This is a genomic window from Kocuria oceani (assembly GCF_029524215.1).
Lineage (GTDB): Bacteria > Actinomycetota > Actinomycetes > Actinomycetales > Micrococcaceae > Kocuria > Kocuria oceani.
Window position 1 is genome coordinate 41,655 of the sequence record NZ_JARAMH010000017.1, and the last position, 26,068, is coordinate 67,722.

Annotated in this window: 21 protein-coding genes; 2 read left to right on the forward strand and 19 right to left on the reverse strand. The window is 73.9% G+C overall.

Annotation, left to right across the window (positions count from 1 at the left end; genetic code table 11):
• Nucleotides 1–7 precede the first annotated feature (7 nt).
• From PU704_RS16050 to xylA, 8 genes are all read right to left on the reverse strand, one after another.
• Nucleotides 8–958, reverse strand: a complete 951-nt coding sequence (locus tag PU704_RS16050; RefSeq protein ID WP_053004851.1) for a helix-turn-helix transcriptional regulator — start codon at nucleotides 956–958, stop codon at nucleotides 8–10.
• Nucleotides 955–1,209, reverse strand: a complete 255-nt coding sequence (locus tag PU704_RS16055) for a hypothetical protein (RefSeq protein WP_277552002.1) — start codon at nucleotides 1,207–1,209, stop codon at nucleotides 955–957. The genes PU704_RS16050 and PU704_RS16055 overlap by 4 nt, the downstream gene beginning before the upstream one ends.
• 108 nt (nucleotides 1,210–1,317) lie before the next feature.
• A complete protein-coding gene (locus PU704_RS16060) occupies nucleotides 1,318–1,893 on the reverse strand; it encodes a hemerythrin domain-containing protein (RefSeq protein WP_075871643.1) in 576 nt (191 codons plus the stop codon).
• Between the two features lie 158 nt (nucleotides 1,894–2,051).
• Nucleotides 2,052–3,779 carry an acetyl/propionyl/methylcrotonyl-CoA carboxylase subunit alpha gene (locus PU704_RS16065; protein ID WP_075871642.1) on the reverse strand — a complete coding sequence of 576 codons (1,728 nt, stop codon included), beginning with the start codon at nucleotides 3,777–3,779 and terminating at the stop codon, nucleotides 2,052–2,054.
• A 4-nt stretch (nucleotides 3,780–3,783) separates the two neighbouring features.
• Nucleotides 3,784–5,403 carry a 5-oxoprolinase subunit B/C family protein gene (locus PU704_RS16070; RefSeq protein WP_277552003.1) on the reverse strand — a complete coding sequence of 540 codons (1,620 nt, stop codon included), beginning with the start codon at nucleotides 5,401–5,403 and terminating at the stop codon, nucleotides 3,784–3,786.
• Complete coding sequence (locus PU704_RS16075; protein WP_047803125.1) at nucleotides 5,400–6,164, reverse strand: LamB/YcsF family protein; 765 nt, start codon at nucleotides 6,162–6,164, stop codon at nucleotides 5,400–5,402. The genes PU704_RS16070 and PU704_RS16075 overlap by 4 nt, the downstream gene beginning before the upstream one ends.
• Before the next feature lie 100 nt (nucleotides 6,165–6,264).
• Nucleotides 6,265–7,659, reverse strand: coding sequence for a xylulokinase (gene xylB, locus PU704_RS16080; RefSeq protein ID WP_277552004.1), 1,395 nt, complete (start codon nucleotides 7,657–7,659; stop codon nucleotides 6,265–6,267).
• 152 nt (nucleotides 7,660–7,811) lie between these two features.
• Complete coding sequence (gene xylA / locus PU704_RS16085) at nucleotides 7,812–9,035, reverse strand: xylose isomerase (RefSeq protein WP_277552005.1); 1,224 nt, start codon at nucleotides 9,033–9,035, stop codon at nucleotides 7,812–7,814.
• 148 nt (nucleotides 9,036–9,183) lie between these two features.
• On the opposite strand from xylA, the gene PU704_RS16090 reads away from it, so the two are divergent.
• On the forward strand, nucleotides 9,184–10,350 hold the full coding sequence (locus PU704_RS16090) for an ROK family transcriptional regulator (protein WP_047803122.1): 1,167 nt from the start codon (nucleotides 9,184–9,186) through the stop codon (nucleotides 10,348–10,350).
• Nucleotides 10,351–10,446: 96 nt separating this feature from the next.
• On the opposite strand, the gene PU704_RS16095 is transcribed toward PU704_RS16090, so the two are convergent.
• The 5 genes from PU704_RS16095 to PU704_RS16115 form a co-directional block, all read right to left on the reverse strand.
• Nucleotides 10,447–11,616 carry an endo-1,4-beta-xylanase gene (locus PU704_RS16095; protein ID WP_277552006.1) on the reverse strand — a complete coding sequence of 390 codons (1,170 nt, stop codon included), beginning with the start codon at nucleotides 11,614–11,616 and terminating at the stop codon, nucleotides 10,447–10,449.
• Between the two features lie 164 nt (nucleotides 11,617–11,780).
• Nucleotides 11,781–14,168, reverse strand: a complete 2,388-nt coding sequence (locus PU704_RS16100; RefSeq protein ID WP_075871637.1) for a glycoside hydrolase family 3 N-terminal domain-containing protein — start codon at nucleotides 14,166–14,168, stop codon at nucleotides 11,781–11,783.
• Between the two features lie 26 nt (nucleotides 14,169–14,194).
• The gene (locus tag PU704_RS16105) at nucleotides 14,195–15,127 is read right to left on the reverse strand and encodes a carbohydrate ABC transporter permease (RefSeq protein ID WP_082157332.1); all 933 of its coding nucleotides are present in this window, start codon (nucleotides 15,125–15,127) and stop codon (nucleotides 14,195–14,197) included.
• 4 nt (nucleotides 15,128–15,131) lie between these two features.
• A complete protein-coding gene (locus PU704_RS16110) occupies nucleotides 15,132–16,037 on the reverse strand; it encodes a carbohydrate ABC transporter permease (RefSeq protein ID WP_277552008.1) in 906 nt (301 codons plus the stop codon).
• Nucleotides 16,037–17,371 (reverse strand): extracellular solute-binding protein, encoded by a 1,335-nt coding sequence (locus PU704_RS16115; RefSeq protein ID WP_139318462.1) that lies wholly within the window; start codon nucleotides 17,369–17,371, stop codon nucleotides 16,037–16,039. Before PU704_RS16115 ends, PU704_RS16110 begins: the two co-directional genes overlap by 1 nt.
• Nucleotides 17,372–17,560: 189 nt before the next feature.
• Between PU704_RS16115 and PU704_RS16120 the strand changes: the two genes are divergently transcribed.
• Nucleotides 17,561–18,577 (forward strand): LacI family DNA-binding transcriptional regulator, encoded by a 1,017-nt coding sequence (locus PU704_RS16120; protein ID WP_277552009.1) that lies wholly within the window; start codon nucleotides 17,561–17,563, stop codon nucleotides 18,575–18,577.
• A gap of 4 nt (nucleotides 18,578–18,581) precedes the next feature.
• Here the strand turns inward: PU704_RS16120 and PU704_RS16125 are convergent, their stop codons facing one another.
• The 6 genes from PU704_RS16125 to PU704_RS16150 form a co-directional block, all read right to left on the reverse strand.
• On the reverse strand, nucleotides 18,582–19,811 hold the full coding sequence (locus PU704_RS16125) for an MFS transporter (RefSeq protein WP_047803119.1): 1,230 nt from the start codon (nucleotides 19,809–19,811) through the stop codon (nucleotides 18,582–18,584).
• Nucleotides 19,812–19,935: 124 nt separating this feature from the next.
• A complete protein-coding gene (locus PU704_RS16130) occupies nucleotides 19,936–20,925 on the reverse strand; it encodes an AEC family transporter (protein WP_277552010.1) in 990 nt (329 codons plus the stop codon).
• A 19-nt stretch (nucleotides 20,926–20,944) separates the two neighbouring features.
• The gene (locus PU704_RS16135; protein WP_047803117.1) at nucleotides 20,945–22,273 is read right to left on the reverse strand and encodes an enolase C-terminal domain-like protein; all 1,329 of its coding nucleotides are present in this window, start codon (nucleotides 22,271–22,273) and stop codon (nucleotides 20,945–20,947) included.
• Nucleotides 22,270–23,895: an aldehyde dehydrogenase (NADP(+)) gene (locus tag PU704_RS16140; protein WP_075871634.1), complete on the reverse strand. Its 1,626-nt coding sequence runs from the start codon at nucleotides 23,893–23,895 to the stop codon at nucleotides 22,270–22,272. Before PU704_RS16140 ends, PU704_RS16135 begins: the two co-directional genes overlap by 4 nt.
• Nucleotides 23,896–23,949: 54 nt before the next feature.
• On the reverse strand, nucleotides 23,950–24,897 hold the full coding sequence (gene kdgD, locus PU704_RS16145) for a 5-dehydro-4-deoxyglucarate dehydratase (RefSeq protein WP_047803115.1): 948 nt from the start codon (nucleotides 24,895–24,897) through the stop codon (nucleotides 23,950–23,952).
• A gap of 132 nt (nucleotides 24,898–25,029) precedes the next feature.
• Nucleotides 25,030–25,914 (reverse strand): LysR family transcriptional regulator, encoded by an 885-nt coding sequence (locus tag PU704_RS16150; protein ID WP_047803114.1) that lies wholly within the window; start codon nucleotides 25,912–25,914, stop codon nucleotides 25,030–25,032.
• Nucleotides 25,915–26,068 lie beyond the last annotated feature (154 nt).

Below are 26,068 nucleotides of genomic sequence, written 5' to 3' on the forward strand. Positions count from 1 at the left end.
GCCGGCGTCAGCTGTCGAGCGTGCGCCGCGGCGGAACGCCGTAGACGGCGCGGTAGGCCGCGGCGAAGCGGCCGGGGTGGGCGAAGCCCCAGCGGAGGGCGATCTCCCGCACGGTGGCGCCGGTGGTCGGGTCGGCGCGGAGCAGGTCGGTGTGGGCGGCCGCCAGCCGGGTGCGCCGCAGGTACTGCGTGGGCGTCAGGCCCAGCGGGTGGTTCGCGCGGAAGGCCCGCACCAGGGCGCGGGTGGTCGTGTCCGCGGCGCGGGCGGCGTCGTCGATGCTGACCGGCAGCGAGGCGTGGTCGTCGAGGAACTGCACCGCGATGCGGTACCGGCGGGCCTGGGCGGTCGTCGACAGGGTCCGCTCCACCGGGTCGCCCAGCAGCGGGAAGCACTCGAGCATCGCCACGGCCAGGTGCCGGGTCAGGTCCGCCCGCACCAGCTCCGCGGCGAAGGCCTCCGAGGCCACGGTGTCCCGCGCGAGCCCGGCCAGGCCCGTCCAGTACCGGCCCAGCCGAGGGCTCACCGGCGCGGCGGAGGCGAACGCCACGGACAGGCCCTCCGTGCCGTAGACCGTCTCCGCGACCGACTGCAGCAGCGCGGGGGCGAGGTTGACGTTGGTGACCTCCAGCGCGCCGCCCACGATCAGCGCGGGGTGGCCGGGACGGAAGAGCACCGGCCGGCCCAGTCCGCTGCCGCTCTCGTGGCTCGTGCGCCAGTCGTAGCGGGACGCCGCGCGCACGTCGGCGACCCCGAAGACGTCCGTGTCGCCCCAGGAGGAGAACGGCCCGCCCAGGTCCAGCCCGACGACGGTGAGCTGCCCGTCGCCGTCCTGGCGCTGACGGTACGAGAAGCCCGGGACGGTCGGGTCGAAGGAGAACCGCACCCCGATCTCGTGGAAGAGGGCGGTCACGGCATCCGGCTCGGTCGCCGTGGCCTCGCGGTGGAACACCGGGCTCATGCGGTCTCCCCCGGGGCGGAGCCGACCGCCAGCTGCCCGGTCGTGTCGACGGTGAATTCGACGGTGGAGACCGCGGCCGCGGTGACCACCGAGCGGCCGCAGGTGATCAGGGGCGCCGTCACGGCGTCGAGGCGCAGCTCGACGGACCGGTCCGCGGGGCCGCGCAGGGACAGGTCGGGGGAGAACTCGCGGAGCGCGGACTCGGCCTGCCCCGGGTCGCACGTGGCGACCCTCGTGCGCCGCACCGCCATGGCCGGTTCCCGTCTGCTCGGCGGACATGTCCTCCCCCAGTGTAGGAACCCGGATTTGTCCGGGACAGGGAGTGCGGGCGGGCACCGCACCGGTGCCCGCCCGCCGGATCAGCCCGTGTGCCGCCCCGAGAGCTTGTCCCGGAGCCGGTCGACCATCCCCACGCCCGGTCCGATCGTCTTGTGGAACAGCTCCGAGTGCGGTGCGTGCGGGTGCGGCCGGGTCGGTGCGAGCTTCTTCGCGGTCTGCACCTTCTCGCCGAGCTCCACGAGCGTGCCGGCGGGGATGCCGGCCCGCAGCTTGGGGAACTGGTCGGACTCCTCGTCGTCGATGTGGTGGCGCAGCTGGGCCTCCAGCTCCCCGACCAGATCCAGGAACGCCGGCCCGGAGGCGTCGGCGTCCTCCAGCTTCTTCATCACCTGCACGATCTCGTCGTGCTCGCGCTTGTCGTGCTCCACCTCCTCGGCGCCGTTGGGCACGTGCTTCTCCACGGCGGGGTAGACGTACATCTCCTCGGCGACGGCGTGGCGCATCACCTCGGCGATCACGGTGTCGGCCAGCTCCCGGCGCCGGTCGGGCTCGGGCGTGTCCTTGATCTGCCCGACCAGCTCGAGCATGTCCCGGTGGTCGGCGGTGAGGATGTCGACGACATCCGTGCTCTGTCCTGCGGCGGGGGTCTCGGTCATGGGACGTCTCTCCTTCGAGTCGTGGGCGGCCGGTCGCCCAGCCCCGGGGCCGGCCCCGGGTCGTCCCCGCGCCGTTCCCGCGGGGTGCCGTGCTGGGTGCTCCCGACCCTAGGCCACCCGGGCGCCGGCCGACCAGGTCCGCCCGCGGATGACGGCGCTCAGTCGAGGCGGGCGAGCACCTGGTCGGCGGCCACGGCGTCCCCGGGGCCGGCCGAGAGCTCGCGGACGGTCCCGGCGCGGGGGGCGGTCAGCCGGGACTCCGTCTTCATGGCCTCGAGCACGGCGAGGTCCTGGCCGGCCTCCACGGTGTCCCCCTCGGCGACCAGCCACGAGACGAGCGTCCCCGCGAACGGTGCGGTGACGGCGCCGTCGTCGGCCTCGGGGGCCGGGCCGGGGGCGCCGTCCCCCGCGGGGGCGGAGCTCAGGGCGGCGGCGAGGGCGTCGGGGATCCCGATGCGCATCCGCCGCCCGTCCACGTCCACGGTGAGACGGGTGCGTCCCTGCTCGCCCGCGCGGGCGTAGCCGGTGTCCGGGGTGAGCCGGTCGGCGAACTCCTCCTCGATCCACGTGGTCCACACCCCGAGACCGTCGCCGCCGGCGAAGGCGGGGGCGTCCAGCACTGCGCGGTGGAAGGGGATCGTGGTGGCCACCCCGTGCACCTGCAGCTCCCGCAGCGCGGTGCGGGCCCGCACGAGGGCCTGCTCGCGGGTGGGGGCGCTGACCACGAGCTTGAGCAGCAGCGAGTCGAAGGTGGTGGCCACCCGGGTGCCGCGGTGCACCCCCGAGTCCACGCGGACCCCCGGGCCCGTGGGGGTGTCCACGGCCTCGACCGTCCCGCCGGAGGGCAGGAAGCCGCGGCCCGGGTCCTCGGCGTTGATCCGGAACTCCAGGGCGTGCCCGCGCGCCGGCGGGGTCTCGAGCACCGGCAGGGGGTCCCCGGCGGCGACGGCCAGCTGGGCGCGCACGAGGTCCACGCCGTAGACTTCCTCGGTGATCGGGTGCTCCACCTGCAGGCGCGTGTTGACCTCCAGGAACGAGATCAGCCCGTCCTGGGCCACGAGGAACTCGGCGGTGCCCACCCCCACGTAGCCGGCCTCCCGGAAGATGCCCTCGGCGGCGGCGGCGATGCGCTCCCGCTGCTCGTCCGTGAGGAACGGCGCGGGGGCCTCCTCGACGAGCTTCTGGTGGCGGCGCTGCAGGGAGCAGTCCCGGGTCCCCAGCACGACGACGTTGCCGTGGGCGTCGGCCATGACCTGCGCCTCGACGTGCCGCGGCCGGTCCAGGAACCGCTCCACGAAGCACTCGCCGCGCCCGAACGCGCTCTGCGCCTCACGGGCGGCCGAGACGAAGGCGTCCTCGACCTGCGCCAGCTCCCGGACCACCCGCATGCCGCGGCCCCCGCCGCCGTGGGCGGCCTTCACGATCACGGGCAGCCCGTGCTCCTCGGCGAAGGCCCGGGCGTCCGCGGGGGACTCGACCGGCCCGTCGCTGCCGGGCACGAGCGGGGCGCCGGCCCGCCGGGCGATCTCCCGGGCGGCGACCTTGTCCCCCAGCAGCACGATCGTCTCGGGCGAGGGGCCGATCCAGGTGAGACCGGCCTGGAGCACCGCCCGGGCGAAGTCGGCGTTCTCGGAGAGGAACCCGTAGCCGGGGTGCACGGCGTCGGCCCCGCACCGCTCGGCGACGGCGAGCACGGCCCGCGCGTCCAGGTAGGTCTCGGTGGCCGAGACGCCCTCGAGCGCGTATGCCTCGTCGGCCAGCAGGACGTGCGGGGCGTCGGCGTCGGGGTCCGCGTAGACGGCGACCGAGGTCAGCCCCGCCTCCGCGCAGGCGTGGACGACGCGGACGGCGATCTCCCCGCGGTTGGCGATCAGGATCTTGCGCACGGTGCTACTCCAGAGGGTTCTCGGTGGCGGGACGGTCGGTCTCGGGGCGCCCGGTGGCGCCCCCGGGAACGGGCGGGACGAGCTCCGGCGCCGGGATCCGGCGGAAGCGCAGCCGGGCGCCCGGGGGCAGCTGGGCCAGCACGGCCAGGTCCTGCGGGTACACCACCCCGATCACGGGGTACCCGCCGGTGGTGGGCGCGTCGTGCAGCAGGACGACGGGCAGGCCCGAGGGCGGGACCTGCACGCAACCCGGCACGGTGCCCTCGCTGGGCAGCTCGTCGGTGCGGGCGCGGTCGAGCGGCCGCCCGTCGAGCCGGGCGCCCACCCGGTCGGACGAGGTGGCGAGCGCCCAGTCCTGGGCGAAGAACGACTCCACCGCCGAGGCGGGGAACCAGTCGTCGCGGGGGCCCGGCACCACCCGCACCACCGGCACGCCGGCCGGTTCGGGCAGCGGCTCGGGGGGCCGGACGGCCGCGCCCGGGGCGGGGCCGACGGGCACGGCGTCCCCGGGGCCCAGCGGGTCCGGGCCCAGCCCGGCGAGGGTGTCGGTGGAGCGGCTGCCCAGCACGGGCGGGACCGCCACGCCGCCGCGCACCGCCACGTAGGCGCGAGCGCCCGAGACGGTGGCGCCCACGGCCAGGCGCTCGCCGTCCCGCAGCGCGAACGGTGTGCCGGGCGCGGGGCGCCAGGGGGCGGGGCCCTCGACGGCGAGGGGCGCCGCGGCGCCGGTGACCGCCAGGACGTGGTCCCCGTAGGCGGTGAGCTCGAGGCGGCCGAGCAGGTTCTCCAGCAGGGCCGCCCCCGCGGGGTTGCCGACGAGCCGGTTGGCGGTGGCCGCGGCGGCGGCGTCGAGGGCGCCGGAGGGGGAGACCCCCAGCGCCGCCGAGCCGGCGCGGCCGCCGTCCTGGACGAGGGTCTGCAGGCCGGGCCGGTCCACGACCAGGTGGGCGCCGCGGACCGGCGCCGGCGCGGCCGTGCGGGGGGCGACCTCGACGAGCTCGCGCACGGGCCGGTACCGCACGCGGTCCCCGGGGCGGAGCAGGGCCGGGTCCTCCCGGTCCAGGTCGAACATCCGGGCCGCGGTGCGGCCGATCAGCTGCCAGCCGCCCGGGGAGCGCCGGGGGTAGACCGCGGAGAACCGGCCGGCCAGGGCCACGGCCCCCGCCGGGACCGCGGTGCGCGGGGTGTCCCGGCGCGGGACGTCCGGCACGTCCTCGGCCGCGCAGTAGAAGAAGCCGGGGGCGAAGCCCGCGAAGGCGGCGGTCCACTCCTGCCCGGTGTGGGCGCGCACGACCCCGGCCGCTCCCAGGCCGGTGAGCTCCCCGACCGCCTCCAGGTCCTCGCCGTCGTAGACGACGTCGATGGTCACGGTCCGCGCCTCGCCCGTCCCCGCGGTCCCGCGCGGGGCCGTCAGAGCGGTGCGGACGACATCCCGCAGGGCGGCGGGGGTGCTCGCGCGCACGACCACGGTCCGCGCCCCGGCGACGCAGTCCACCAGGCCGGGGAGGTCCGCGGCGGCGAGCCGGGCGTGCAGGGCCACGGCGTCGTGCAGGTCCGCGCACTCCACGACGGCGGCCTGCGGTCCCAGCGGGCGGACGGAGCGCTCCGCGGCGGGCGCGCTCACAGGAAGCTGCCGACGCGCAGGCCGGCCTCCTCGAGGGCGCGGCGCACGCGCTCGGCGATGGCCAGGGCGCCCGGGGTGTCCCCGTGCACGCAGATGCTCTCCGCGTCCACCGCCACGACCGAGCCGTCGACCGTCTCGACCACGTGCTCGGTGGCCATCCGGACCACGCGCGCGGCGATCTGCTCGGGGTCGTGCAGCACGGCGCCGGGCTCGGAGCGCGGGACCAGGGTGGCCTGCGGGGTGTAGCCCCGGTCGGCGAAGGCCTCGCGGACGGTGCGCAGCCCGGCCGCGCGCGCCCGGCGCTCGATCTCGGAGCCCGGCAGCACCAGCAGGGGCAGGGCCGTGTCGACGTCGCGCACGGCGTCCACCACGGCGCCCGCGTGCTCCTCGTGGTGGACGATCGCGTTGTAGAGGGCCCCGTGCGGCTTGACGTAGCGGACCTCGGTGCCGGAGGCGCGGGCCAGGGCCTGCAGGGCGCCGATCTGGTACACCAGCTGGTCGGTCAGCTCCGCGCGGGGCACGGCGATGAAGCGGCGGCCGAAGCCCTTGAGGTCGTCGTAGGAGACCTGGGCGCCCACGGTGACCCCGTGCTCGGCGGCCACGGTGCAGGTGCGGCGGGCGACCGTGGGGTCCCCCGCGTGGAAGCCGCAGGCCACGTTGGCGCTGCTGACCACGTGCAGGACGGCCTCGTCGCCGTCCATGGCCCAGGCGTGGAGGGACTCGCCGCAGTCCGCGTTGAGGTCGATGTCGGAGGGGGACATGGTGTGCTCCTTGTCACGTCGGTCCCTCCAGCATGCGCCTTCCCGATGGATTGTTCAACAATTTTTGCGGACGTGTCTTCCGAGCCGGTGCGGGACGCTCCTAGGACCAGGCTCCGGTCCGGTCGCGCAGCACCCGGTAGGACTCCAGGACCTGGGGCGTCGGGTCCGCGGTGAACTCCTGCACCCCGGGCAGCGCCCAGGCCGGGGGCTCGTCGGCGCCGGAGAGCGCCCAGGCGGCCTGCCGTGCCGCGCCGAGGGCCACGTACTCGCTCGGGGCGGGCACGAGCACGGGCCGGCCGAGCACGGCGGGCGCCAGCCGGCGCACGGCCTCGGACTGCGCGCCGCCGCCGATCAGCACGATCCGCCGCGCGGGGACCCCGGTGGCGCGCTCGAGGGCGTCCACGCCGTCGGCCAGGGAGCACAGCAGGCCCTCCACGCAGGCCCGGGCGACGTCCTCGCGGGAGGTGGCCGAGGACATCCCGTGCAGGGTGGCCCGGGCCCCGGGGCGGTTGGGGGTGCGCTCGCCGTCGAGGTAGGGCAGCAGGGTGGTGCCGCCGGCCCCGGGGCGTGCGGCCAGGGCCAGGGCGGAGAGCCCGGCGTGGTCGACCCCGAGGAGCCGGGCCCCGAACTCCAGGATCCGCGCGGCGTTGAGCGTCGTGGCCATGGGCAGGTACCGGCCGGTGGCGTCGGCGAAGCCGGTGACCAGCCCGGTCGGATCGGCGGTGCGGGTCTCGGAGACCATCGCCGCGACCCCGGAGGTGCCGACCGAGAGGGAGACGTCGCCGGGTCCGAGCGTGACGCCGAGGGCGGCGGCCATGTTGTCGCCGGTGCCGGCGGCGAGCTGCGCCCCGCCGGGCGTGCGGCCCAGCACGGCCCGGGGGTGCGGGGCGAGCTCGGGCAGCGCCACGTCGCGGCCGAGGGCCCGGCGGGCGAGGTCGTGGCTCCACTGCTCCGTGCGGGTGGAGAAGTAGCCGGTGCCCGAGGCGTCGCCGCGGTCGGTGAAGAAGGAGGTCTTCTCGGCGTTCAGGTGCCAGGAGAGGTAGTCGTGTGGCAGCAGCACCCGGTGGGTGCGGGCGGCGTGCTCCGGCTCGTGCTCGGCCATCCAGCGCAGCTTGGTGGAGGTCATGGAGGCCACGAGCACGCTGCCGAGCTCCTCGGCGCACGCGGCCGGGCCGCCCATCTCCTCGACGAGCTCGCGGGCCTGGGGCGCCGAGCGGGTGTCGTTCCACAGCAGGGCGTCGCGCACCACGGCGTCGTGCTCGTCGAGGGCGACCATGCCGTGCTGCTGGCCACCGACGGCCACGGCGGCGGCCTCGTCGAGGAACGGCCCGGCGGCGTCGTCGAGGGCGGCTAGCCAGGCGCGCGGGTCGACCTCGGTGCCGTCGGGGTGGGGCGCCCGGCGCCGGCCGAGGACCTCCCCGGTGGCGGCGTCGACCAGGAGGGCCTTGGTGGACTGGGTCGAGGAGTCGATGCCCAGGACGGTGGTGCGTGCCATGCGGAACCTTCGGGACGGGAGCGGAACGGGACAGGGGCGGGAACGGGGCGGCGGTGCCGCCGGAGGGGGCCGGCCCGGCGCAGGGGGGCGTGCGCCGGGCCGGCCCGGGGAGGGCGCGGCGTCCGGACGGGGAGGGGCCGCGCCCGGGCGGATCAGCCGCGAGCGCCCATGAGGTGCTCGACGGCGAGCTGGTGCAGGCGCACGAAGCCGTAGTTGCGCTCCGAGGGGCCGGTGAGGTCGAGGTCCTCGTAGGCGCTGCGGTCGGCCAGGAAGGTGGTCAGGTCCTCGCCCTCCGCCAGTGTCGGCTCCGCGAGCTCGAGGACGCCGGACTGCGCCATGGCCTCCTGGACATCGGGGTCCTGGCGGAACGCGACGGCGCGCTGCTTCAGCAGCAGGTACATCTGCATGTTGGCGGCCGCCGAGTCCCACACGCCGTCGAGGTGCTCGGTGCGCGAGGGCTTGTAGTCGAAGTGGCGGGCCCCCTGGTAGGCGCCCGGCTTCGACGGGAAGCCGTTCTCCAGCAGGTCGACCGTGAAGAAGGCGCTGATCAGGTTGCCGTGGCCGAAGACCAGGTCCTGGTCGTACATCGGCCCGTTCTGCCCGTTGAGGTCGATGTGGAACAGCTTGTCGCACCACAGGGCCTCGGCGAGCCCGTGGGTGTAGTTCAGGGTGGCCATCTGCTCGTGGCCGGTCTCCGGGTTCACGCCGACCACGTCGCCGTTGTCCAGGCGGTCGATGAACGCCAGCGCGTGCCCGATGGTCGGCAGGAAGATGTTGCCGCGGGGCTCGTTGGGCTTGGGCTCGAGGCCGATGCGCATGTCGTAGCCCTGGGACTTGATGTAGCCGGCCACGGTGTCGATGCCCTCCGCGTAGCGGTCCAGGGCGGCGTAGAGGTCCTTGGAGGAGTCGTACTCGGTGCCCTCGCGCCCGCCCCACATCACGAAGGTGGTGGCGCCGAGCTCGGCGGCGAGGTCGACGTTGCGCAGCACCTTGCGCAGGCCGTAGCGGCGGACCCGCCGGTCGTTGGAGGTGAAGGCGCCGTCCTTGAAGATCGGCTCGGCGAAGGTGTCGGTGGTGACCATCTCGCAGACCGTGCCGGTCTCCTCGATCGTCTGCTTCAGCCGCCCGACCAGCCGCTCGCGCTCGGCCTCGGAGGCGTCGAAGGGAATGAGGTCGTTGTCGTGGAAGGTGAAGCCCCAGGCGCCGAGCTCCGCGAGCCTGCGCACGGACTCCAGGGGGTCCAGGTCCGGCCGGGAGGCCGCGCCGAACTGGTCGCGGGCCGACCAGCCGACGGTCCACAGGCCGAAGGAGAACCGGTCCTCCGGCGAAGGGGTGACGGAGGCGGCGAGCGAGCTCGCCGGTGAGGTGACGGACATGGCGGGTCCTTTCCCAGATTGGTTAGTTACCGTTACTTACTATAGATCGTCGAGTACCGTGGGACCAGACCGGCGGCCGCTTTTTCTCGTCCGCCGCGCGACCGCGCCCGCCCCCGGCCGGTCCCGCCAGCAGCGAAGGAGACCGTCCGTGCAGTCGAGCCACCTGCGGGAGCACAACCTCTCCACCGTCCTGCGCGCGGTGGCCGGGGCGGGGGAGCCGGTCTCGCGCGCCGCGCTGGCCAAGAGCACGGGCCTCACCAAGCCGACCGTCTCCAAGCTGGTCCAGGAGCTGCTCGACGCCGGCCTCCTGGTGGAGGGGCGGCAGCCGGCCGTGCGGGCCTCGGGCCGGCCGATGATCCCGCTGAGCATCGCCCGCGGCAGCGTGCTGGGCGTCGGGCTGGAGATCGCCGCGGACCACCTGGCCTGCCTCGTCACCGACCTCGGGGGCCGGGTGCTCCACGAGGACGCCCGGTTCGGGGCGTACGCGGGGGCGTCCGTGGACGACGTGGCCGCCGCGCTGTCCGAGCTGCTTGACGACGCCCTGGCCTCCCGCCCCGACGTGCCCGTGGCCGGCATCTGCGTCTCGGTCCCTGGCCGGCTGGGTCCGGACCGGGCCACGGTGCTCTCCGCGCCGAACCTGGCCTGGCGGGACGCCCCGCTGGTCGAGCGGCTCCGGCGGCTGCCGTCCTTCCGGGGGCCCGCGCTGACGGCCGGCAACGACAGCATGCTCGCGGCGCGCACCGAGGTCCTGCGCCGGCCCGGCCAGTCCTTCCTGTTCCTGCACGGGCAGACCGGGATCGGCGGCGCCGTGGTCCTGGAGGGGCGGATCCACGGCGGCGAGCACGGCTGGGCCGGGGAGCTGGGCCACGTCACGGTCAGCCCCGGCGGGGAGCTGTGCCGGTGCGGGCGGCGCGGCTGCCTCGAGGCCTACGCCAGCTACCACGCCCTGCGCGGGCGGACCGGGCTGCCGGAGGACGTCAGGATCGAGGACCTCGTGGCGGCCACGGCCGAGCGGCTGCGGAGCCGGACGGCGGTGATGGAGATGATCGGACGGCCCCTCGGAGTGGTGCTCGCGAACTCGATGAACGTGCTGGACCTGTCCACCGTGGTGCTCTCCGGGTACTTCGCCCCGATCGCCGCGGAGCTGGAGCCCGTGCTGCGGGAGGTCGTCGAGGCCCACGCGCTGACCGCGGAGGTGGGCCCGATCGAGATCCAGCGCTCGGCGGCCGACGCCCATCCGGCGCTCAGCGGCGCGGCCGCCACGGCCCTCGAGCCGATCCTGACCGCACCGGCCCGGTGGCTCGACCGGCGCTGAGGCTCCCGCCCACGCACGACGGGCCCGCTCCCCGGGAGGAGCGGGCCCGTCGTGCGTGGGCGGCCCGGTCAGGGCCGTCCGGTCGGGACGGTCCGGTCAGCGGAACGCGGGGTGGTGCTCCCACTTCGCGTCGCCGCCCGGCTGGGACCGGACCAGGGTCTCCTGCAGGGCGTCGTAGGCGGGCTTGCGCTCGTAGCCGCCCTCCATGGTCAGGGCGTCCCCGTAGCCGGGGAAGGTGTTCGGCACCCAGGAGTGCTCGTCGAGCACGCCCCACACGGTGAAGGAGTTGCAGTCCTCCACGGCCAGGCACGCCTCGAGGGCCATGCGGTACCAGTCGGCCTGCTTCTGCCGCAGCTCCGGGCTCATCTGCCCGTCCGCACCGACCGGCCCACGCACGTCGATCTCGGTGACGGCCGTCTCCAGGCCGAGGTCGTCGAAGCGCTGGAGGTTCTGCTGCATCCGCCCGTCGAAGCCGTACTGGAGGCCGAGGTGGGTCTGCATCCCGAAGCCGTGGACGGGCACGCCCTGGGCGAGCAGGTCCTGGATCAGGGCGTAGTAGGCGTCGGACTTCGCGTTGAGGCCCTCCACGTTGTAGTCGTTGAAGAACAGCTGGGCGTTCGGGTCCGCGTCGTGGGCCCAGCGGAAGATGTCGGCGATGATGCCCGGCCCCAGCTCGCGCAGCCAGATGTTGTCCTCCGTGCGCAGCCTCCCGCTGTCGTCGAAGATCTCGTTGGCGACCTCCCACTGCTGGATCCGGCCCTCGTAGTGGCCGACCACCGTGTAGATGTGCTCCTTGAGGACGGCGCGCAGCTCCTCCGGGGTGTGGTCCCCGTTCTCGAGCCAGTCGGGGTTCTGGCTGTGCCAGAACAGGGTGTGGCCGCGCACGACCTGCCCGTTGGCCTCGGCGAAGTCGACGATGTCGTCGGCGGGGCCGAAGTCGTACACCCCCTCCTCGGGGTGGATGAACTCCCACTTCATCTGGTTCTCGGGGGTCAGGGAGCTGAACTCCCGGGCCAGCACCGAGCGGTACTCGGGGTCGGAGGGGAAGGGCTCGGGGTAGTCGGCCGAGGTGTGGTGCCCGCCGCCGGCCACCGCGCTGCCGATGCGGAAGTCCTTCGGGGTGTTCCAGCGCAGGGTGTCCTGCTGGGCCAGGCCCGGCGGCGTGGCGGGGGGTGCGGCGCTCGCGGCCTGGGGGACCGCGGTGAGGCACAGGGCGGCGACGGCGCTCGCGGCACCGATCCGCAGGACGGGGAGTCGTCGGTTCATCTCGGGGGTTCCTTTCGAGGGGTCGTGCACGGGGACTGCAGGGGGTCTCGGACGGAGGTCGGGGCGGACCGGGGGCCGGCCACGAGGGCCGGCGCGCGGTCTCCCCAGGGGGGATCCGGAGGAGTGGACGGGGCGCGGGCCGCGCGGCGGCCCGCGCCCCGGGTTCAGGAGGCGTCGGCGGCGAGCGCGCGGTCGGCGACCTCGACGTCGACGGGGGTGGTGAGGACGCGCTCGACGTCCTCCACGTCGCGCACCGGGCCGGTGACCACGAACCGGTCCTCCAGGGGGAGGTCCTCGCTGGAGGGCCCGGCGCGCAGGACGAACTCGCCCGGCTCGACGATCCGGCGCATGGCGCGCCCGGTGAACGCGGTGCGGTCGGCGTGCAGGTGGAAGACGACCCGGGCGCTCTGCCCGGGCTCCAGGGCGATCTTGGCGAAGCCGACGAGCATCTTCACCGGCCGGACCACCTGGGCCACCGGGTCGCTCAGGTAGAGCTGGACGACCTCCTGCCCGGCCCGCTCGGACGTGTTGGTCACGGTCACGGCGGCGTCCACGGTGCCGTCGGCGCCGATCTGCGCGGCGGAGAGCTCCAAGGCGTCGTAGGAGAACGTGGAGTAGCCGATGCCGTGGCCGAACGGGTAGAGCGGCCGGGGGTCCAGGTTGGAGACCCCCTCCGCGTACCCGCCCAGGGTGGGGGTCAGGTAGGTTCCGGGCTGCCCGCCCACGTGCCGGGGGATGCCCACGGGCAGCCGCCCGGAGGGGTTCACCCGGCCGGAGAGCACCCCGGCGACGGCGTGGCCGCCCTCCTCGCCCGGCATGAAGGCCTGCACCACGGCGGCGCAGCGGTCGTCGAACGCCCCGAGGCTGTAGGGGCGGCCGGTGACGAGCACGAGGACCACCGGGGTGCCCGTGGCCAGCACCGCCTCGACGAGCTCGGCCTGCCGGCCGGGCAGGGACAGGTCCACCACGTCGCAGCCCTCCCCGGAGGTGCCCGTGCCGAACAGCCCCGCGAGGTCGCCCACGGTCACGACCGCGAGGTCGGCCTCCTCGGCGGCGGCCACCGCCTCGGCGATGCCGCTGGTGTCCGGGTCCGTGAAGTCGACGCCGCGGGCGTGGCGGAACGTGGTGCCCCCGTCCGCGAACTCCTCGGTGAGGGCGTCCACTATCGAGGTGATCTCGATGCCGGTGCCGGACTCGCCGAAGCGGGACAGGACGTGGTTGGTGAAGCTGTAGCAGCCCAGGAAGGAGCGGGGCTGGGCGGCGCTGGGGCCGATGACGGCGATCGTCCGGTCGGTGTCGCCGGAGAGCGGCAGCACGCCGTCGTTCTTCAGCAGGACGATGGACTCCTCGGCCATGCGCCGGGCCAGCCGGCGGTTGTCCGCGGAGTCGAGGTCCACGGCCCCGCCGGCGGTGCCGGGGTCGAATCCCTCGTCGAGCAGGCCGAGCTCGACCTTCTGGGTCAGCACCCGGCGCACCGCGCGGTCCAGGAGCGACTCCTCGAGGGCCCCTTCCCGCACGGCGGCGGCGAGGTCGGCGAAGCAGCTGGTCTCGGGCAGCTCGACGTCCATCCCGGCCGCGAGCGACTGCACGCCGGCGTCCCGCGGGTCGGTCGCGACGTGGTGCATGGACTCGAGGAAGCTGACGGCCCAGTAGTCGGAGACGACCGTGCCCTCGAAGCCCCACTCGTCCCGCAGCAGCGTGGTGAGCAGCTCGGGGTCGGCGGCGGGCGGGACGCCGTCGACGTCCGCGTAGGAGTTCATCACCGCGCCGACCCGCCCGATCCGCACCGCCATCTCGAAGGGCACGAGCACGACGTCGCGGAGCTCGCGCGGGCCGATCGAGACGGGGGCGTGGTTGCGTCCGGCCCGGGAGGTGGAGTAGCCGGCGAAGTGCTTGAGGGTGGCGATCACGCCGGCCTCCTGGAGCCCGCGCACGTACTCGGTGGTCAGGGCCCCCACGAGGTAGGGGTCCTCGCCGACGGTCTCCTCGACGCGACCCCAGCGGTAGTCGCGCACGACGTCGAGCACGGGGGAGAGGCCGAGGTGGACGCCCACCCCCTTCATGTCGGCGCCGATCCGCCGGGCCATGGTGCGGACCAGCTCGGGGTCGAACGCGGCGCCCCAGGCGATCGCGGCCGGGTAGCAGGTGGCCCCCAGGGTGGTGAAGCCGGTGAGGCACTCCTCGTGGGCGATCGCGGGGATCCCCAGCCGCGAGGTGCCCACGACCTGGCGCTGCAGGGTGCGCAGGTGCTCCACCCCGTCCGCCGCGGAGATCGGGGCGCTGCCGAAGGCGCGGGTGATGTGGCCCAGCCCGTGGGCGATCGCGGCCTCGAAGGTGGAGCGGTCGTTGGCGAAGGCGGACTCCATGGGGGCGGCCCCGCCGGTGGCCTCCTCCGGGTCCGGGCGCAGCCAGTAGCTGCCGAGCTGGCCGGCCTTCTCCTCGAGGGTGAGCTCCTGCAGGAGGGCGTCGACCCGCTCGCCGACGGGGCGGGACGGGTCGTTCCACACCGGGGTGCCGGGCGGGGTGCTGGACGGGGTGCTGGGCGAGGTCATGGGGTTCCTTCGGGTTGGTGGGCGCGTCACTTGCCGAAGCCGGCGGTGAGCCCGGCGACGAGCTGGCGGCGCCCGAAGACGTAGAGGACGAGGATCGGCAGCGCCGAGAGGACGACGGCGGCCAGGACGGCGGGGATGTCCGCCTGGAACTCCCCCTGGTAGGTCCACAGGGACAGCGGCAGGGTGCGCTTCTCGGAGCTCTGGGTGAGGATCAGCGGGAAGAGGAAGTTGTTCCAGCTGTTCAGCGCGTTGTAGACGCCCACGGTGGTGACGGCGGGCATGCTCAGCGGCAGCACGAGCGTGCGGAAGACCTTCCAGTCCCCGGCCCCGTCGAGGGTCATGGACTCGTAGAGCTCGTTGGGGATGTCGCGCATGAAGTTGGTCAGGATCAGGACCGTGATCGGGATCCCGGAGGCGATGCCGGGCAGGATCAGCGCCGCCAGGGTGTCGTAGAGGCCCAGCTGCACGATGATCAGGTAGATCGGGATGATCGTGGCCTGGATCGGGATGGCGATGCCCAGCAGGAACAGCCGGTTCGAGAACACGGCCAGCCCGGTGCGGCTGCGCACGATCACGTAGGACGCCAGCAGGGACAGGAACACGATCCCCGCCACCGTGCCGACGACCACCACCACGCTGTTGAGGAAGTACTGGACGAACTGGTTCTGCAGCACCGTCAGGTACGGCGTGAACGTCGGCGCCGAGGGCACCAGGGGGTTGGTGGAGTAGTAGTCCTCCCGGGGCTTCGTGCTGGTGATCGCGATGTAGTAGATCGGGACGATGATGACGGCCAGCCACAGCCATCCGCCCACGGCCGCCGGGATGTTGGGGACGCCCCGGCGCCGGCGGCGGGCGGGAGCGGCGCCCCCGGGGCGGGGCTCCGCCGGGCGAGGGGCCGTGGGGCGGGTGCCCGTGCTGCCGGTGCTGTGGGGACGGGTGTCCGCAGGACGTGTGCTCATGGGGCTACGCACCTTCCGCCTGGCTCTCCATCTTGTCGGCCCCGGTGAGCCGTTGCAGGCCGAGGGCGAGCGTGAGGCCCACGGCGACGAGGATGACCGCCAGGACACTGGCCTCGCCCATCTGGTTGCTGCGGAAACCGGTCAGGTACATGTCCAGGGGCAGGATCCGGGTCGCGGTGCCCGGTCCGCCGCCGGTGAGGCTGAAGACCAGGTCGAAGTAGGTCAGCGACCCGACCAGCATCAGCGTCGAGGACGTGACGATCGTGTACTTCAGCTGCGGGAGCGTGATCGCGAAGAACTTCCGCACGGTCCCGGCGCCGTCGAGCGTGGCGGCCTCGTACATGCTCTGCGGGATCTGCCGCACGCCCGCCTGGTAGAGCAGCGAGTGGAACGGGATGAACGACCAGGAGATGACGAACACGACCACGTAGAACGCCAGGTCCGGCCGGCCGAGCCAGTCCTGCCGGAGCACGGCCGCGTCGAAGGCCTGGGACAGCCCGAAGTTCGGGTCCAGGAGGGCCTTGAAGGCGATGCCGATCGCGGCGGCCGAGAAGAGCATCGGCAGGAAGTACAGCACCGAGAGGAACTCGCGGTAGCGCTGCTGACCGGCCATGAACACCCCGAGCAGCAGGCTCAGCGGGAACTGGACGGCGTAGCTGAGCAGGGTCAGCTTCACGGTCAGCCACATCGCCTGGCGCGAGACCGGGTTCTCGAGCACCGACACCCAGTTCCCGCCCCCCGCCCACTGCGGCGTGCCGAGACCGTCCCACTCCATGAAGGACAGCACCAGCACGCCCAGCAGCGGGCCGATCGAGAAGATGCCGAAGAAGGCCAGGGCGGGGGCCAGCAGCCAGTTGCTGGGTCCCGCGCCCGCCCGGGCCCTGCGCCGGGCGGGCGCGCGCAGCAGCATCACAGCGTCCCGTTCATCGCGGTCTGGAACTGCTCGGGGGTCATCTCACCGGCGAAGACCTGGCTGAGGTTGGTCAGCAGGGCCTGGCCCTGGTCGGCCGGCAGCGCCTGGTCCCAGGAGAGCTGGAAGTGCGGCGCGTCCTGGACCATCGAGTAGGCGAAGTCGAGGTACTCCGGGTGCTCGGTCTCGTCGATCTTGTCCTCCACGCCGTCCACCGCCGGGATCAGGCCGGCGTCGAAGAGCGTGTCGACCGCCGTGTCGTCGAGGTTCATCTGCTCGAGGTACTCGAAGGCCGTCTGCTGCTCCTCCTCGCTGGCGTCCGCGGACACGGCCCAGAAGTTCGCGGGGTTGCCCACGATGTTCTGCGGGTCGCCCTGTCCGCCCTCGATCTCGGGGAAGGTGGTGTAGCCGAGGTTGCCCTCCGCGGTCCACTCCGGGGCGTCGGTGAGGAAGCTGGAGTACACCCAGCTGCCGTGCAGCATCATGGCCGCCTGGTCGGTGTGCACCAGGGCGACGTCGGCGCCCGCGTCGGCCACCACCGAGCCGTAGGCGTCGCCGAAGCCGCCGGCCTCCACGAGCTCCTGGATCTTCTCGAGCGCCTCCGTGATCGCGGGGTCGGACCAGGCGTTCTCCTCACCGTCCACGATCGCCTGGAAGACCTCCGGGCCGCCGATCCGGTCGGTGAGGTACTGGATCCACATCAGGTACGGCCACTGGCTGGAGCCGGCCACGGAGATCGGCGTGACGCCCTCGGCCTTGAAGGCCTCCACGGCGTCCAGCATCTCCTCCCACGTGGTGGGCACCTTCACCCCGGCCTGCTCGAAGAGCTTGGTGTTGTAGTACAGGATCACCGGCTGGGTGTTGTTGTTCGGGACCGCGTAGAGCTTCCCGTCCACCGTGCCGGTCTCCAGGACGGAGTCGAGCGCGCGCTCCTCCATGCCCGGGATCTTGCCGGTCAGCTCCACCACGTCGCCGTTCTCCACGTAGCTCTCGAGGTTGTCCCCGCCCCAGTTGTAGATCAGCGTCGGGGCGTTGCCCGAGCCCACGCTGGTGCGGATCTTCTCCTTGAACGCGTCGTTGGCGAAGTACTCGGCGGTGATGGGCTCCTCCGCGTGCGCGTCGTTCCACTCCTGGAAGGAGGTGCGGAAGGTCTCCTCCGCGCCGCCGGTCAGGGTCCAGGCGCTGGCGCCGGCGGCCTGGCCCGGCTGCGCGCCGCCGCCGCACCCGGCCAGGGTCAGGGCCGCGGCGCCCACGAGCGCGATGCGGGACAGCGACCGCCGGGAGAACGGGGTCCACAGGGCGGGGGCGGTGCGGCGGGTGCGGTCGGTGGTCATGGCGTGCTCCTCAGCGTCCGGTGATGCATTGCGCTTACGAAACTTTTCGTATAGCGTTTCGTTGCGAGAAGCGTAAGTGGCCTGTTTCACACCCGTCAACCCCTCGGTGTGAGCTGAACCACTACATTTGACGTAACGAAACGTTTCGCCGTGCACCGCAGGGTGCCCGACGTCCGAGGAGCCGGCCGCATGAAGAGAACGACCCTGAGCGAGGTCGCCGCACAGGCCGGGGTGTCCAAGGGCACCGTCTCGAAGGTGCTCAACGGGCGCCCCGACGTGGGGGAGGAGACCCGGGAGAAGGTCCGGGTCGCGGCCGCGGAGCTGGGCTACACGGGCGCCGCCGCGCGGCGCCCCCGTCCGGCGATCGTGCTGGTGTTCGACACCCTGGAGAGCAACTACTCGCTGCAGGTCATGGCCGGTGCCGTGGACGCCTGCGGGCGCGCCGACGCCGACCTGCTGCTGAACGCCCTGCCCGCCCTCGAGCAGGGCGACCTCCCGCCCTTCTCCGACGACTGGTTCGCGGTCTGCGGCCGGAAGGGGGAGACGGCGGTCGTGGCCGTGACCACGCCCCTGACCGCGGAGCAGGTGGCGGCGGCGGCCCACGCACAGGTCCCGCTGGTGGCCATCGACCCGGTCAACAGCCTGCCCTCCACGGTGCCGAGCATCGGCTCCACGAACTGGGCCGGGGGCTACGCGGCCACCACGCACCTGGCCGAGCTCGGGCACCGCCGGATCGGCCACCTCGCCGGCGCCGGTGGATCGGTGCCGGCTCGCGAGCGCCTGGCCGGGTACCGCAGCGCCCTGGAGAGCGCGGAGCTCCCGCGCGAGCCCCGGCTCGTGGCGGGGGACGGCTTCAGCTACGAGGCCGGCTTCGCCGCCGCCCAGCAGCTGCTCGCGCTCGAGGACCCGCCGACCGCGCTGTTCGCCGCGTCCGACGAGGCCGCGCTGGGCGCGTTCGAGGCGGCGCGGCAGGCGTCCCTGCGGGTGCCCGAGGACCTGAGCGTCGTGGGCTTTGACGACACGCTGATCGCCCGCTGGGCCTCGCCGAAGCTGACCACGGTGCGCCAGCCCCTGCACGCCATGGGGGAGATGGCGGTCGAACGGGCGCTCGCCCTGCTGGCCGGCGGGTCCCGCCGCACCCACCCGCTGCAGCTGCAGACCTCGCTGGTCGAGCGGTCCTCGACCGCCCCGCCCCGCCCGGCCTGAGCGCTCAGCGCTCCTGCACCGCGCGGTCCCGCCCGGCCTGCCAGCCGAAGACCGCGGCGAGGGCGCCGACCACGGCGAACATGACGCCGGCGGCGGCGAAGCCGCCGGTGGCGTGCAGCAGCTGCCCGACCAGGAAGGTGCCCGAGGAGCCCAGGCCGTAGCCGACGCCCTGCATCATCCCGGACAGCCGCACAGCCATGGTGGCGCTGCGGGTGCGCAGGGCGATCATGGTCAGGGCCACGGCGGTCAGGGCGCCCTGGCCCAGCCCCAGCAGCCCGGTCCAGACCCAGATCAGCTCGAGGGGGCCGAAGATCGAGAGCACGAACCCGCCGCCGGCCATCAGCGCCACCACGGCGTTGAGGACCCGCTGGTCGGCCAGACGCACCGCCAGGGCCGGGGCGAACAGCGAGCCGGTCATCTGCAGCAGGATGGACACCGCCACGATCACCCCCGCGGTGGCCCCGTCGACCCCCCGTTCGCGCAGGATGGGGGCGAGCCAGGCGAAGACGCTGAAGGACATCATCGCCTGGAAGACCATGAACCCGGTGATCTGCCAGGCCACCGGCGACCGCCAGGGGCTGTCCCCGCCGCCGCCCGCGGCCGCGGCCGGGGGCGCGGGGATGCGGTGGCGGGCCGCCACCGGGAGCAGGAGCAGGACCACCAGGGCGGCCGGTGCCGCCCACCCGGCCAGGCCCGCCCGCCAGGAGCCCGTGGCCTGGAACAGCGGGTAGGTCAGCCCCGCCCCGAGCGCGGCGGAGGCGGCGATGGCGGTGGTGTAGAGCCCGCTCATCAGCCCGAGGCGGTGGGCGAAGTCCCGCTTCACGATCGAGGGCAGCAGCACGTTGCCCACCGCGATCGCCGCCCCGCAGGCCAGGGTGCCGGCCAGCAGCAGCGGCACGGTGGCGCCCGCGGGCAGAGGCAGCCCGCGGGCGGCCAGCCCGGCGGCGAGCAGCACCATGGCCCCCAGCAGCACGGTCTCCGCCCCGTACCGGCGGGCCAGCCGCGGGGCGAGCGGGGCGAACACCCCCAGCAGCGTCACCGGGGCCGTGGTCAGCACGGTCACCGCCCAGGAGGGCAGGCCGGCCGCGGCGGTGATCTCCGGCAGGATCGCGGCGAAGCTGGAGAAGACCGTGCGCAGGTTCAGCCCCACCAGCACCACGCAGACCCCCAGGTAGAGCAGGGCCCGGCGCGAGGTCGGAGTGGGGGCCTGCTGCACGGCGGACGGGGTGGGCACGGGCGGTCTCCTCGGGCGTCAGGGGCTGGTCCGGTGCCACGAGGCCCGGGCCGGGTCCCAGGGTACGACGGGAGCCCTCGGTCCTCGCGCGTTCCCGGCCGCCCCGCCCGGGCGGGCCGTGGCGTCAGCGCAGGAGCAGGCCGGCGAGGAGGACGGCCGGGAAGGACAGGAACGAACTGAGGAGGATGATGTCGCGCCCCGCGTCGGCGGGCATCCGGAACTGGGACGAGAAGAGGAACACGTTCTGGGCCGTGGGCAGGGCCGCCATGACGACGACCCCCAGCAGCTCGGTGCCGCCCAGGCCGAAGCCGAAGCGGGCGATCCCCCACGCCACGACCGGCATGAGCGCGACCTTGACCAGCGTCCCGCCGATCACGTCCGGCACCAGGGCACGGGTGCGGAACGGCCGCTGCCCGTGCAGGCTCATGCCGAACAGCAGGAGCAGCAGGGGGACGGACGCCTGACCGAGCATCTCCAGGGGGACCCAGAGCACCTCGGGCACCGTCAGTCCGGTGGCGGAGAGCAGCACCCCCAGCGCGGTGCCGATCGTCACCGGATTGGCGACCGAGCGCAGGATCGTGCGCCCGGTCGACGTGCCGGTCGGCGCCCCGGTCCGGGCCGGGGTCCTGGCCGCCGTCGCCGCGCCCGGACCGGCGCGCCGGGACGGGCGGGTGACCCACGAGAACACGAGGAGGTACGCCGGCGCCACGACCAGCAGCTGGGCGAGCAGGACCGAGACCACGGGGGCGGCGCTGCCCACCGCGTAGAGGGCGATGGGCAGCCCGATGTTCCCGGCGTTGACGTAGGAGGAGGCCATCGCGCCGACCGCCGTGCGCGCCGCCCCGCGGCGCAGCAGCGCACCGCTGTACAGGGCGAAGACCGCCCCCGCCACCGCGGCGGTGACGAGGGCGATCGGGGTGTAGACCCCGAGCACGGCCCCGAGGTCGGTGCCCGCGACGAGCACCAGCATCAGCGCCGGGTTGGTGAGGTAGTAGACGACAGGGGTGAGGCCCGCACGCATGGTGCGGGCCTCACCGTGCAGCAGCGCGGAGGTGGCGAAGCCGAGCAGCGCGATCACGGCGACCACGCCGAAGCCCAGCAGCACCCCCGTCATCCGGTTCTCGGCCCCCGGTTCAGCGGACCAGGCAGGGCCGCTTGGGGTCGAAGCTCCAGCCCTCGATCAGGTACTGCATGGCCGCGGCGTCGTCGCGGGCGCCGAGGCCGTGCTCGAGGTAGAGCTCGTGCGCCTCCGCCAGGCGCTCGCGGTCCAGCGCCACGCCGAGACCCGGGGCGGCCGGGACCTCGATCGCGCCGTCCCGGATGCGCAGCGGCTCCTGGGTGAGGCCCTGGCCGTCCTGCCAGATCCAGTGGGTGTCCAGCGCGGTGATCTCCCCGGGGGCCGCCGCGCCCACGTGGGTGAACATGGCCAGCGAGATGTCGAAGTGGTTGTTCGAGTGGGAGCCCCACGTCAGGCCGAACTCGTGGCACAGCTGCGCCACGCGCACGGACCCGGCCATCGTCCAGAAGTGCGGGTCCGCCAGGGGGATGTCCACGGCGTTGGACCGCACCGCGTGGGACATCTCCCGCCAGTCGGTGGCGATCATGTTCGTGGCCGTGCGCAGCCCCGTGGCCCGCCGGAACTCCGCCATCACCTCGCGGCCCGAGAACCGGCCCTCGGCCCCGCACGGGTCCTCCGCGTAGGCGACGACGCCCTGCATCCGCCGGCCCAGCCGGACCGCCTCCTCCAGGAGCCAGCCGCCGTTGGGGTCCAGGGTCACCCGCGCCTCGGGGAAGCGCTCCTTGATCGCCGTGACGGCGTCGACCTCCACGTCCCCGGCCTGGACGCCGCCCTTGAGCTTGAAGTCCGTGAAGCCGTAGCGCTCCTTCGAGGCCTCGGCCAGGCGCACCACCGCCTCCGGGGTCATGGCCTGCTCCCGGCGCACCCGCGCCCAGGCGTCCGCGCCGTCCGGCTCCCGCAGGTAGGGCAGGTCGGTGCTGTCCGGGTCGCCCACGAAGAACAGGTAGCCCAGCATCGGCACGGCGTCCCGCTGCCGGCCGTCCCCGAGCAGCTCCGCCACGGGCACGCCCAGGAACTGCCCGTGCAGGTCCAGCAGCGCGGACTCGACGCCGGTCACCGCGTGCACCGTGGTGCGCAGGTCGAAGGTCTGCAGCCCCCGGCCCCCGGCGTCGCGGTCGGCGAACGTCGTGGCGATCCGGCGCAGCAGGGTGCGGAACAGGGCCACCGGCTCCCCGGTGATCAGGGACCCGGCCTCCTCGATCGTGGCGCGGATCTTCTCCCCGCCGGGCACCTCGCCCAGGCCGGTCCGCCCGTCCGAGTCCGTCACGATCACGACGTTGCGGGTGAAGAAGGGGCCGTGGGCGCCGGAGAGGTTCAGCAGCATGGAGTCGTGCCCGGCGACCGGCACGACCTCCACCCGGGCGACGGTCGGCTGGGTGCTCATGCCTGCTCACCCGCGGAGTCCCCGGCCAGCTGGATGCGGCCGTCGACCCGCCGGTTGAGCTGCCAGGGGTTGGCGGCCTGCACCGGGGCGGGCAGCAGGGCGTCGGGGATGTTCTGGTAGGCCACCGGGCGCAGGAACCGCTCGATCGCCAGGGTGCCCACGGAGGTGGTCCGCGAGTCGGAGGTCGCCGGGAACGGGCCGCCGTGGACCATGGCCTCGCCCACGTCGACGCCGGTCGGCCAGCCGTTGGCGAGGATCCGCCCGACCTTGCGCTCGAGCACCGGCAGCAGCGGGGCGGCGGTGGGGAAGTCCTCCTCGGACAGGAACAGGCTCGCGGTGAGCTGGCCCTCCATGCGGCGGGCGGCAGCCACCAGCTCCTCGGCGGACCCGTAGCGGATCACCAGGGAGGACGCGCCGAAGATCTCCTCCTGCAGCACCGGGTTGGACAGGAAGGTGGGGACCTGCGTGCCGAAGACCACGGGGGCCGGGGCGTTCTCGGTGGATCCCTCCTTGCCCCGGGCCACGACCTCGACCCCGTCCTGCGCGGCCAGGGCGTCGATGCCCTCCTGGCACGAGCGGGCGATGCCCGGGGTGAGCATGGTCGCGCCCTCGGCGCCGGCCAGCGCCCGGTCCACGGCGGCGAGGAACGCGTCCCCGGCGGGACCCGCGGGGACGAACAGCAGGCCCGGGTTGGTGCACAGCTGCCCGGAGGAACCGGTCAGGGAGGTGACGTAGGCGCGGGCGAACTCGTCGGCGTCGCCCTTCAGGGCGGAGTCGAAGAGGAAGACCGGGTTGATGGAGCTCATCTCCGCGTAGACGGGGATCGGCTCCGGGCGGGCGGCGGCCGTGGCCATGAGCGCGGTGCCCGCACCGCGGGACCCGGTGAAGCCGACGGCCTTGACGGCGGGGTCCTTGGCCAGGGCCTGGCCGATGCTCGCGCCGGGGCCGTAGACCAGGGAGAAGACGCCGGGGTGCAGGCCGGCCTCGCGCACGGCCTCGGTCAGGGCGCGGCCCACGATCTCGCCGGTGCCGGGGTGGGCGTTGTGGGCCTTGAAGATCACGGGGCACCCCGCGGCCAGCGCCGACGCCGTGTCACCGCCGGCCGTGGAGAAGGCGAAGGGGAAGTTGCTGGCGCCGAAGACGGCCACCGGGCCGAGGGGCACCTTGCGCTGGCGCAGGTCCGGGCGGGGCAGCGGGGTGCGCTCCGGCAGGGCCGGCTCGATGCGCACGCCGCGGTGGTCGCCCTGGCGCACGACGCGGGCGAAGAGCCGCAGCTGGCCGGTGGTGCGCGCCAGCTCGCCCTGCAGGCGCGGCTTCGGCAGCCCGGTCTCCGTCGACGCGCGGTCCACCAGCTCCGGGCCGGCGGCCTCGATGTTGGCGGCGATCTTCTCGAGGAAGCTCGCGTGGGTCTCCGGGTCGAGGCTGCTGAAGGACTCGAAGGCCTGCTCGGCCGCGGCCGTGGCCTCGGCGAGCTGGGCCTCGTCGATCAGGGTGTAGGCCGGCCCGAGCTCGGCGTTGGTCGCCGGGTCGATGCCGTGGGTGGTGCCCGCGTTGCCGGGGGTCTCCCGGCCCGCGATGATCGAGTGGCCGGACAGGGTGGTGGTCTGGGTGCTCACGGACATGGATTTCCTTCGCTGTCTGTGCTGCGGTCGGGTGGACGGGGCTCGGCCGGGGCCTCAGGCCCGCTGGAGGCTGGTGCCCGAGGTCGTGGCGCTGCTGGTCTCGATGAGGGTCTTGAGGTCGGCGAGGTCGGTGGCGGTGAGGTCCTGCAGCGGGGGGCGGACCCCGCCGGCGTCGCGACCCACGGCCTTGAGCCCGCCCTTGATGATCGACACCCCGTAGCCCTTGGCCCGATCGCGGATCTGCAGGTAGGGCAGCACGAACCGGTTGAGCTTCTCGGTCACCGCCGCCCGGTCCTGGGCGCGCACGTCGGCGTAGAAGGCCAGGGCGAACTCCGGGACGAAGTTGTACATCGCCGAGGAGTAGGTGCTCATCCCCAGCTGCAGCAGCGGCAGGGCGAAGGTCTCGGCGGTGGGCAGCCCGCCGAGGTAGAACAGCCGGTCCCCGTTGGCGGCGTAGACCTTGGTGAGGTGCTCGATGTCGCCGATGCCGTCCTTGAACCCGATGAAGTTCTCGTGCCGCTCGGCCAGCCGGGCGATGGTCTCGGCGGAGTAGACGGCGTTGGCCCGGTTGTAGGCGATCACGCCCAGGTCGGTGGCCGCGCACACCGCGCTGGCGTGGGCGAGCAGGCCCTCCTGGTCGGCCTCGGTGAGGTAGGGCGGCAGCAGCAGCAGTCCCTCGGCCCCGGCGGCGGCGGCGTCGGTGGCGTTGCGGATGGCCTGGGCGGTGTTGCCGGCGGCGGGGGCGAGCACCGGGACGGTGTCCCCGACCTCGGCCACGGCCGCGGCCACCACGGTGGCGGTCTCCTCCACGGTGAGGGAGAAGCCCTCCCCGGTGCCGCCGGCGGCGAAGAGCCCGGCCACGGGGTAGGAGGCCTGCCAGGCCAGGTGCTGGCGGTAGGTGTGCTCGTCGAAGAGCAGGTCGGCGTCGAACGCGGTCACGGGGAAGGACAGCAGGCCGTCCTTGAGCCGAGCGGCGAGTTCCTGCGGAGTGTGCTGAGCCACGGTCGTCGTCCTTCGTGTCAGGCGTGGGGGCGGAGTGCCCGGGAATCACGTCTCACCCTAGGAAGGGGCGTCGATGCCTGTCCAAGCCCATTTGTGAATGGTCTGATGCCACCAGGGTATTGAGGGACGTGCTCAGTGCAGCTGCGTGCGCAGCAGCTCGAGCAGGTGGTGCAGGGCAGGGTTGCGGGACTGGCGGTCCCACAGGGCGTGCAGCTCCACCGAGTCCGAGGAGCTGCTCGAGAGCCGGAGATAGGCAACACCGGGGATGCCCAGGAGGCGGGCGGACTCGGGGACGAAGGCGAGCCCACGTCCGGCGGCCACGAGCGCGACCATGGTGAGGACCTGACTGACGGTGTGGACGACGTTGCGGTGCTCCACCTCCACGAGTCGCACCACGTGGTCGTAGAAGTACCGCGCCTTGGTGGGGGAGTGCATGATCAGCGGCAGGTCCTTGAGATCGGCCGAGGTGACGGGGTGCTTGAGCGCGGTCAGGGGGTGGTCGGCCGGAACGGCCACGAGCAGGTCCTCGGCGAGCAGCAGCTGCGACTCGAAGACCTCCGTGTCGAAGGGCGGCCGGGCCAGTCCGAGGTCGAGGTCCCCGTCCTGGAGGGCGTGCAGCTGCTCGCTCGTCACCAGCTCCTGCAGATCGACGTCGACGTCCGGCAGCACCTGCTCGATCTCGCTCAGCAGCGGGCCGAGCAGGCTGAAGCCGGAGGCGGCCGTGAAGCCGATGCGCAGCACCCCCGACCGCCCGGCGGCGATCCGGCGCGCCAGCAGCGGGGCACGGTCGGCCGCGACCACCAGCTTGCGCGACTCCACCAGGAACGCCCGTCCGGCGGCGGTGAGGGCCACGCGACGGTTGTCCCGCTCCAGGAGCTCCACGCCCAGCGTCTTCTCCAGCTTCTGGATCTGCCGGCTCAGCGGGGGCTGGGTCATGTTGAGCCGCGCCGCCGCGCGGCCGAAGTGCAGCTCCTCCGCGACGGCAATGAAACTCCGCGCCTGGTCAAGAGTGAACATCATGTCCTTCGGGTATTACTCAATGCACGAATGGGCTTGGACACGCATCGTAGTCTCTTCCTAGTCTCAAGTCTCACATCGCCTGTGACTGCACTCACAGCACTGCGCCCCCGGCGACTCCGCCGGAGCGCCCCGTCCTTCCCAGTGTCAGGAG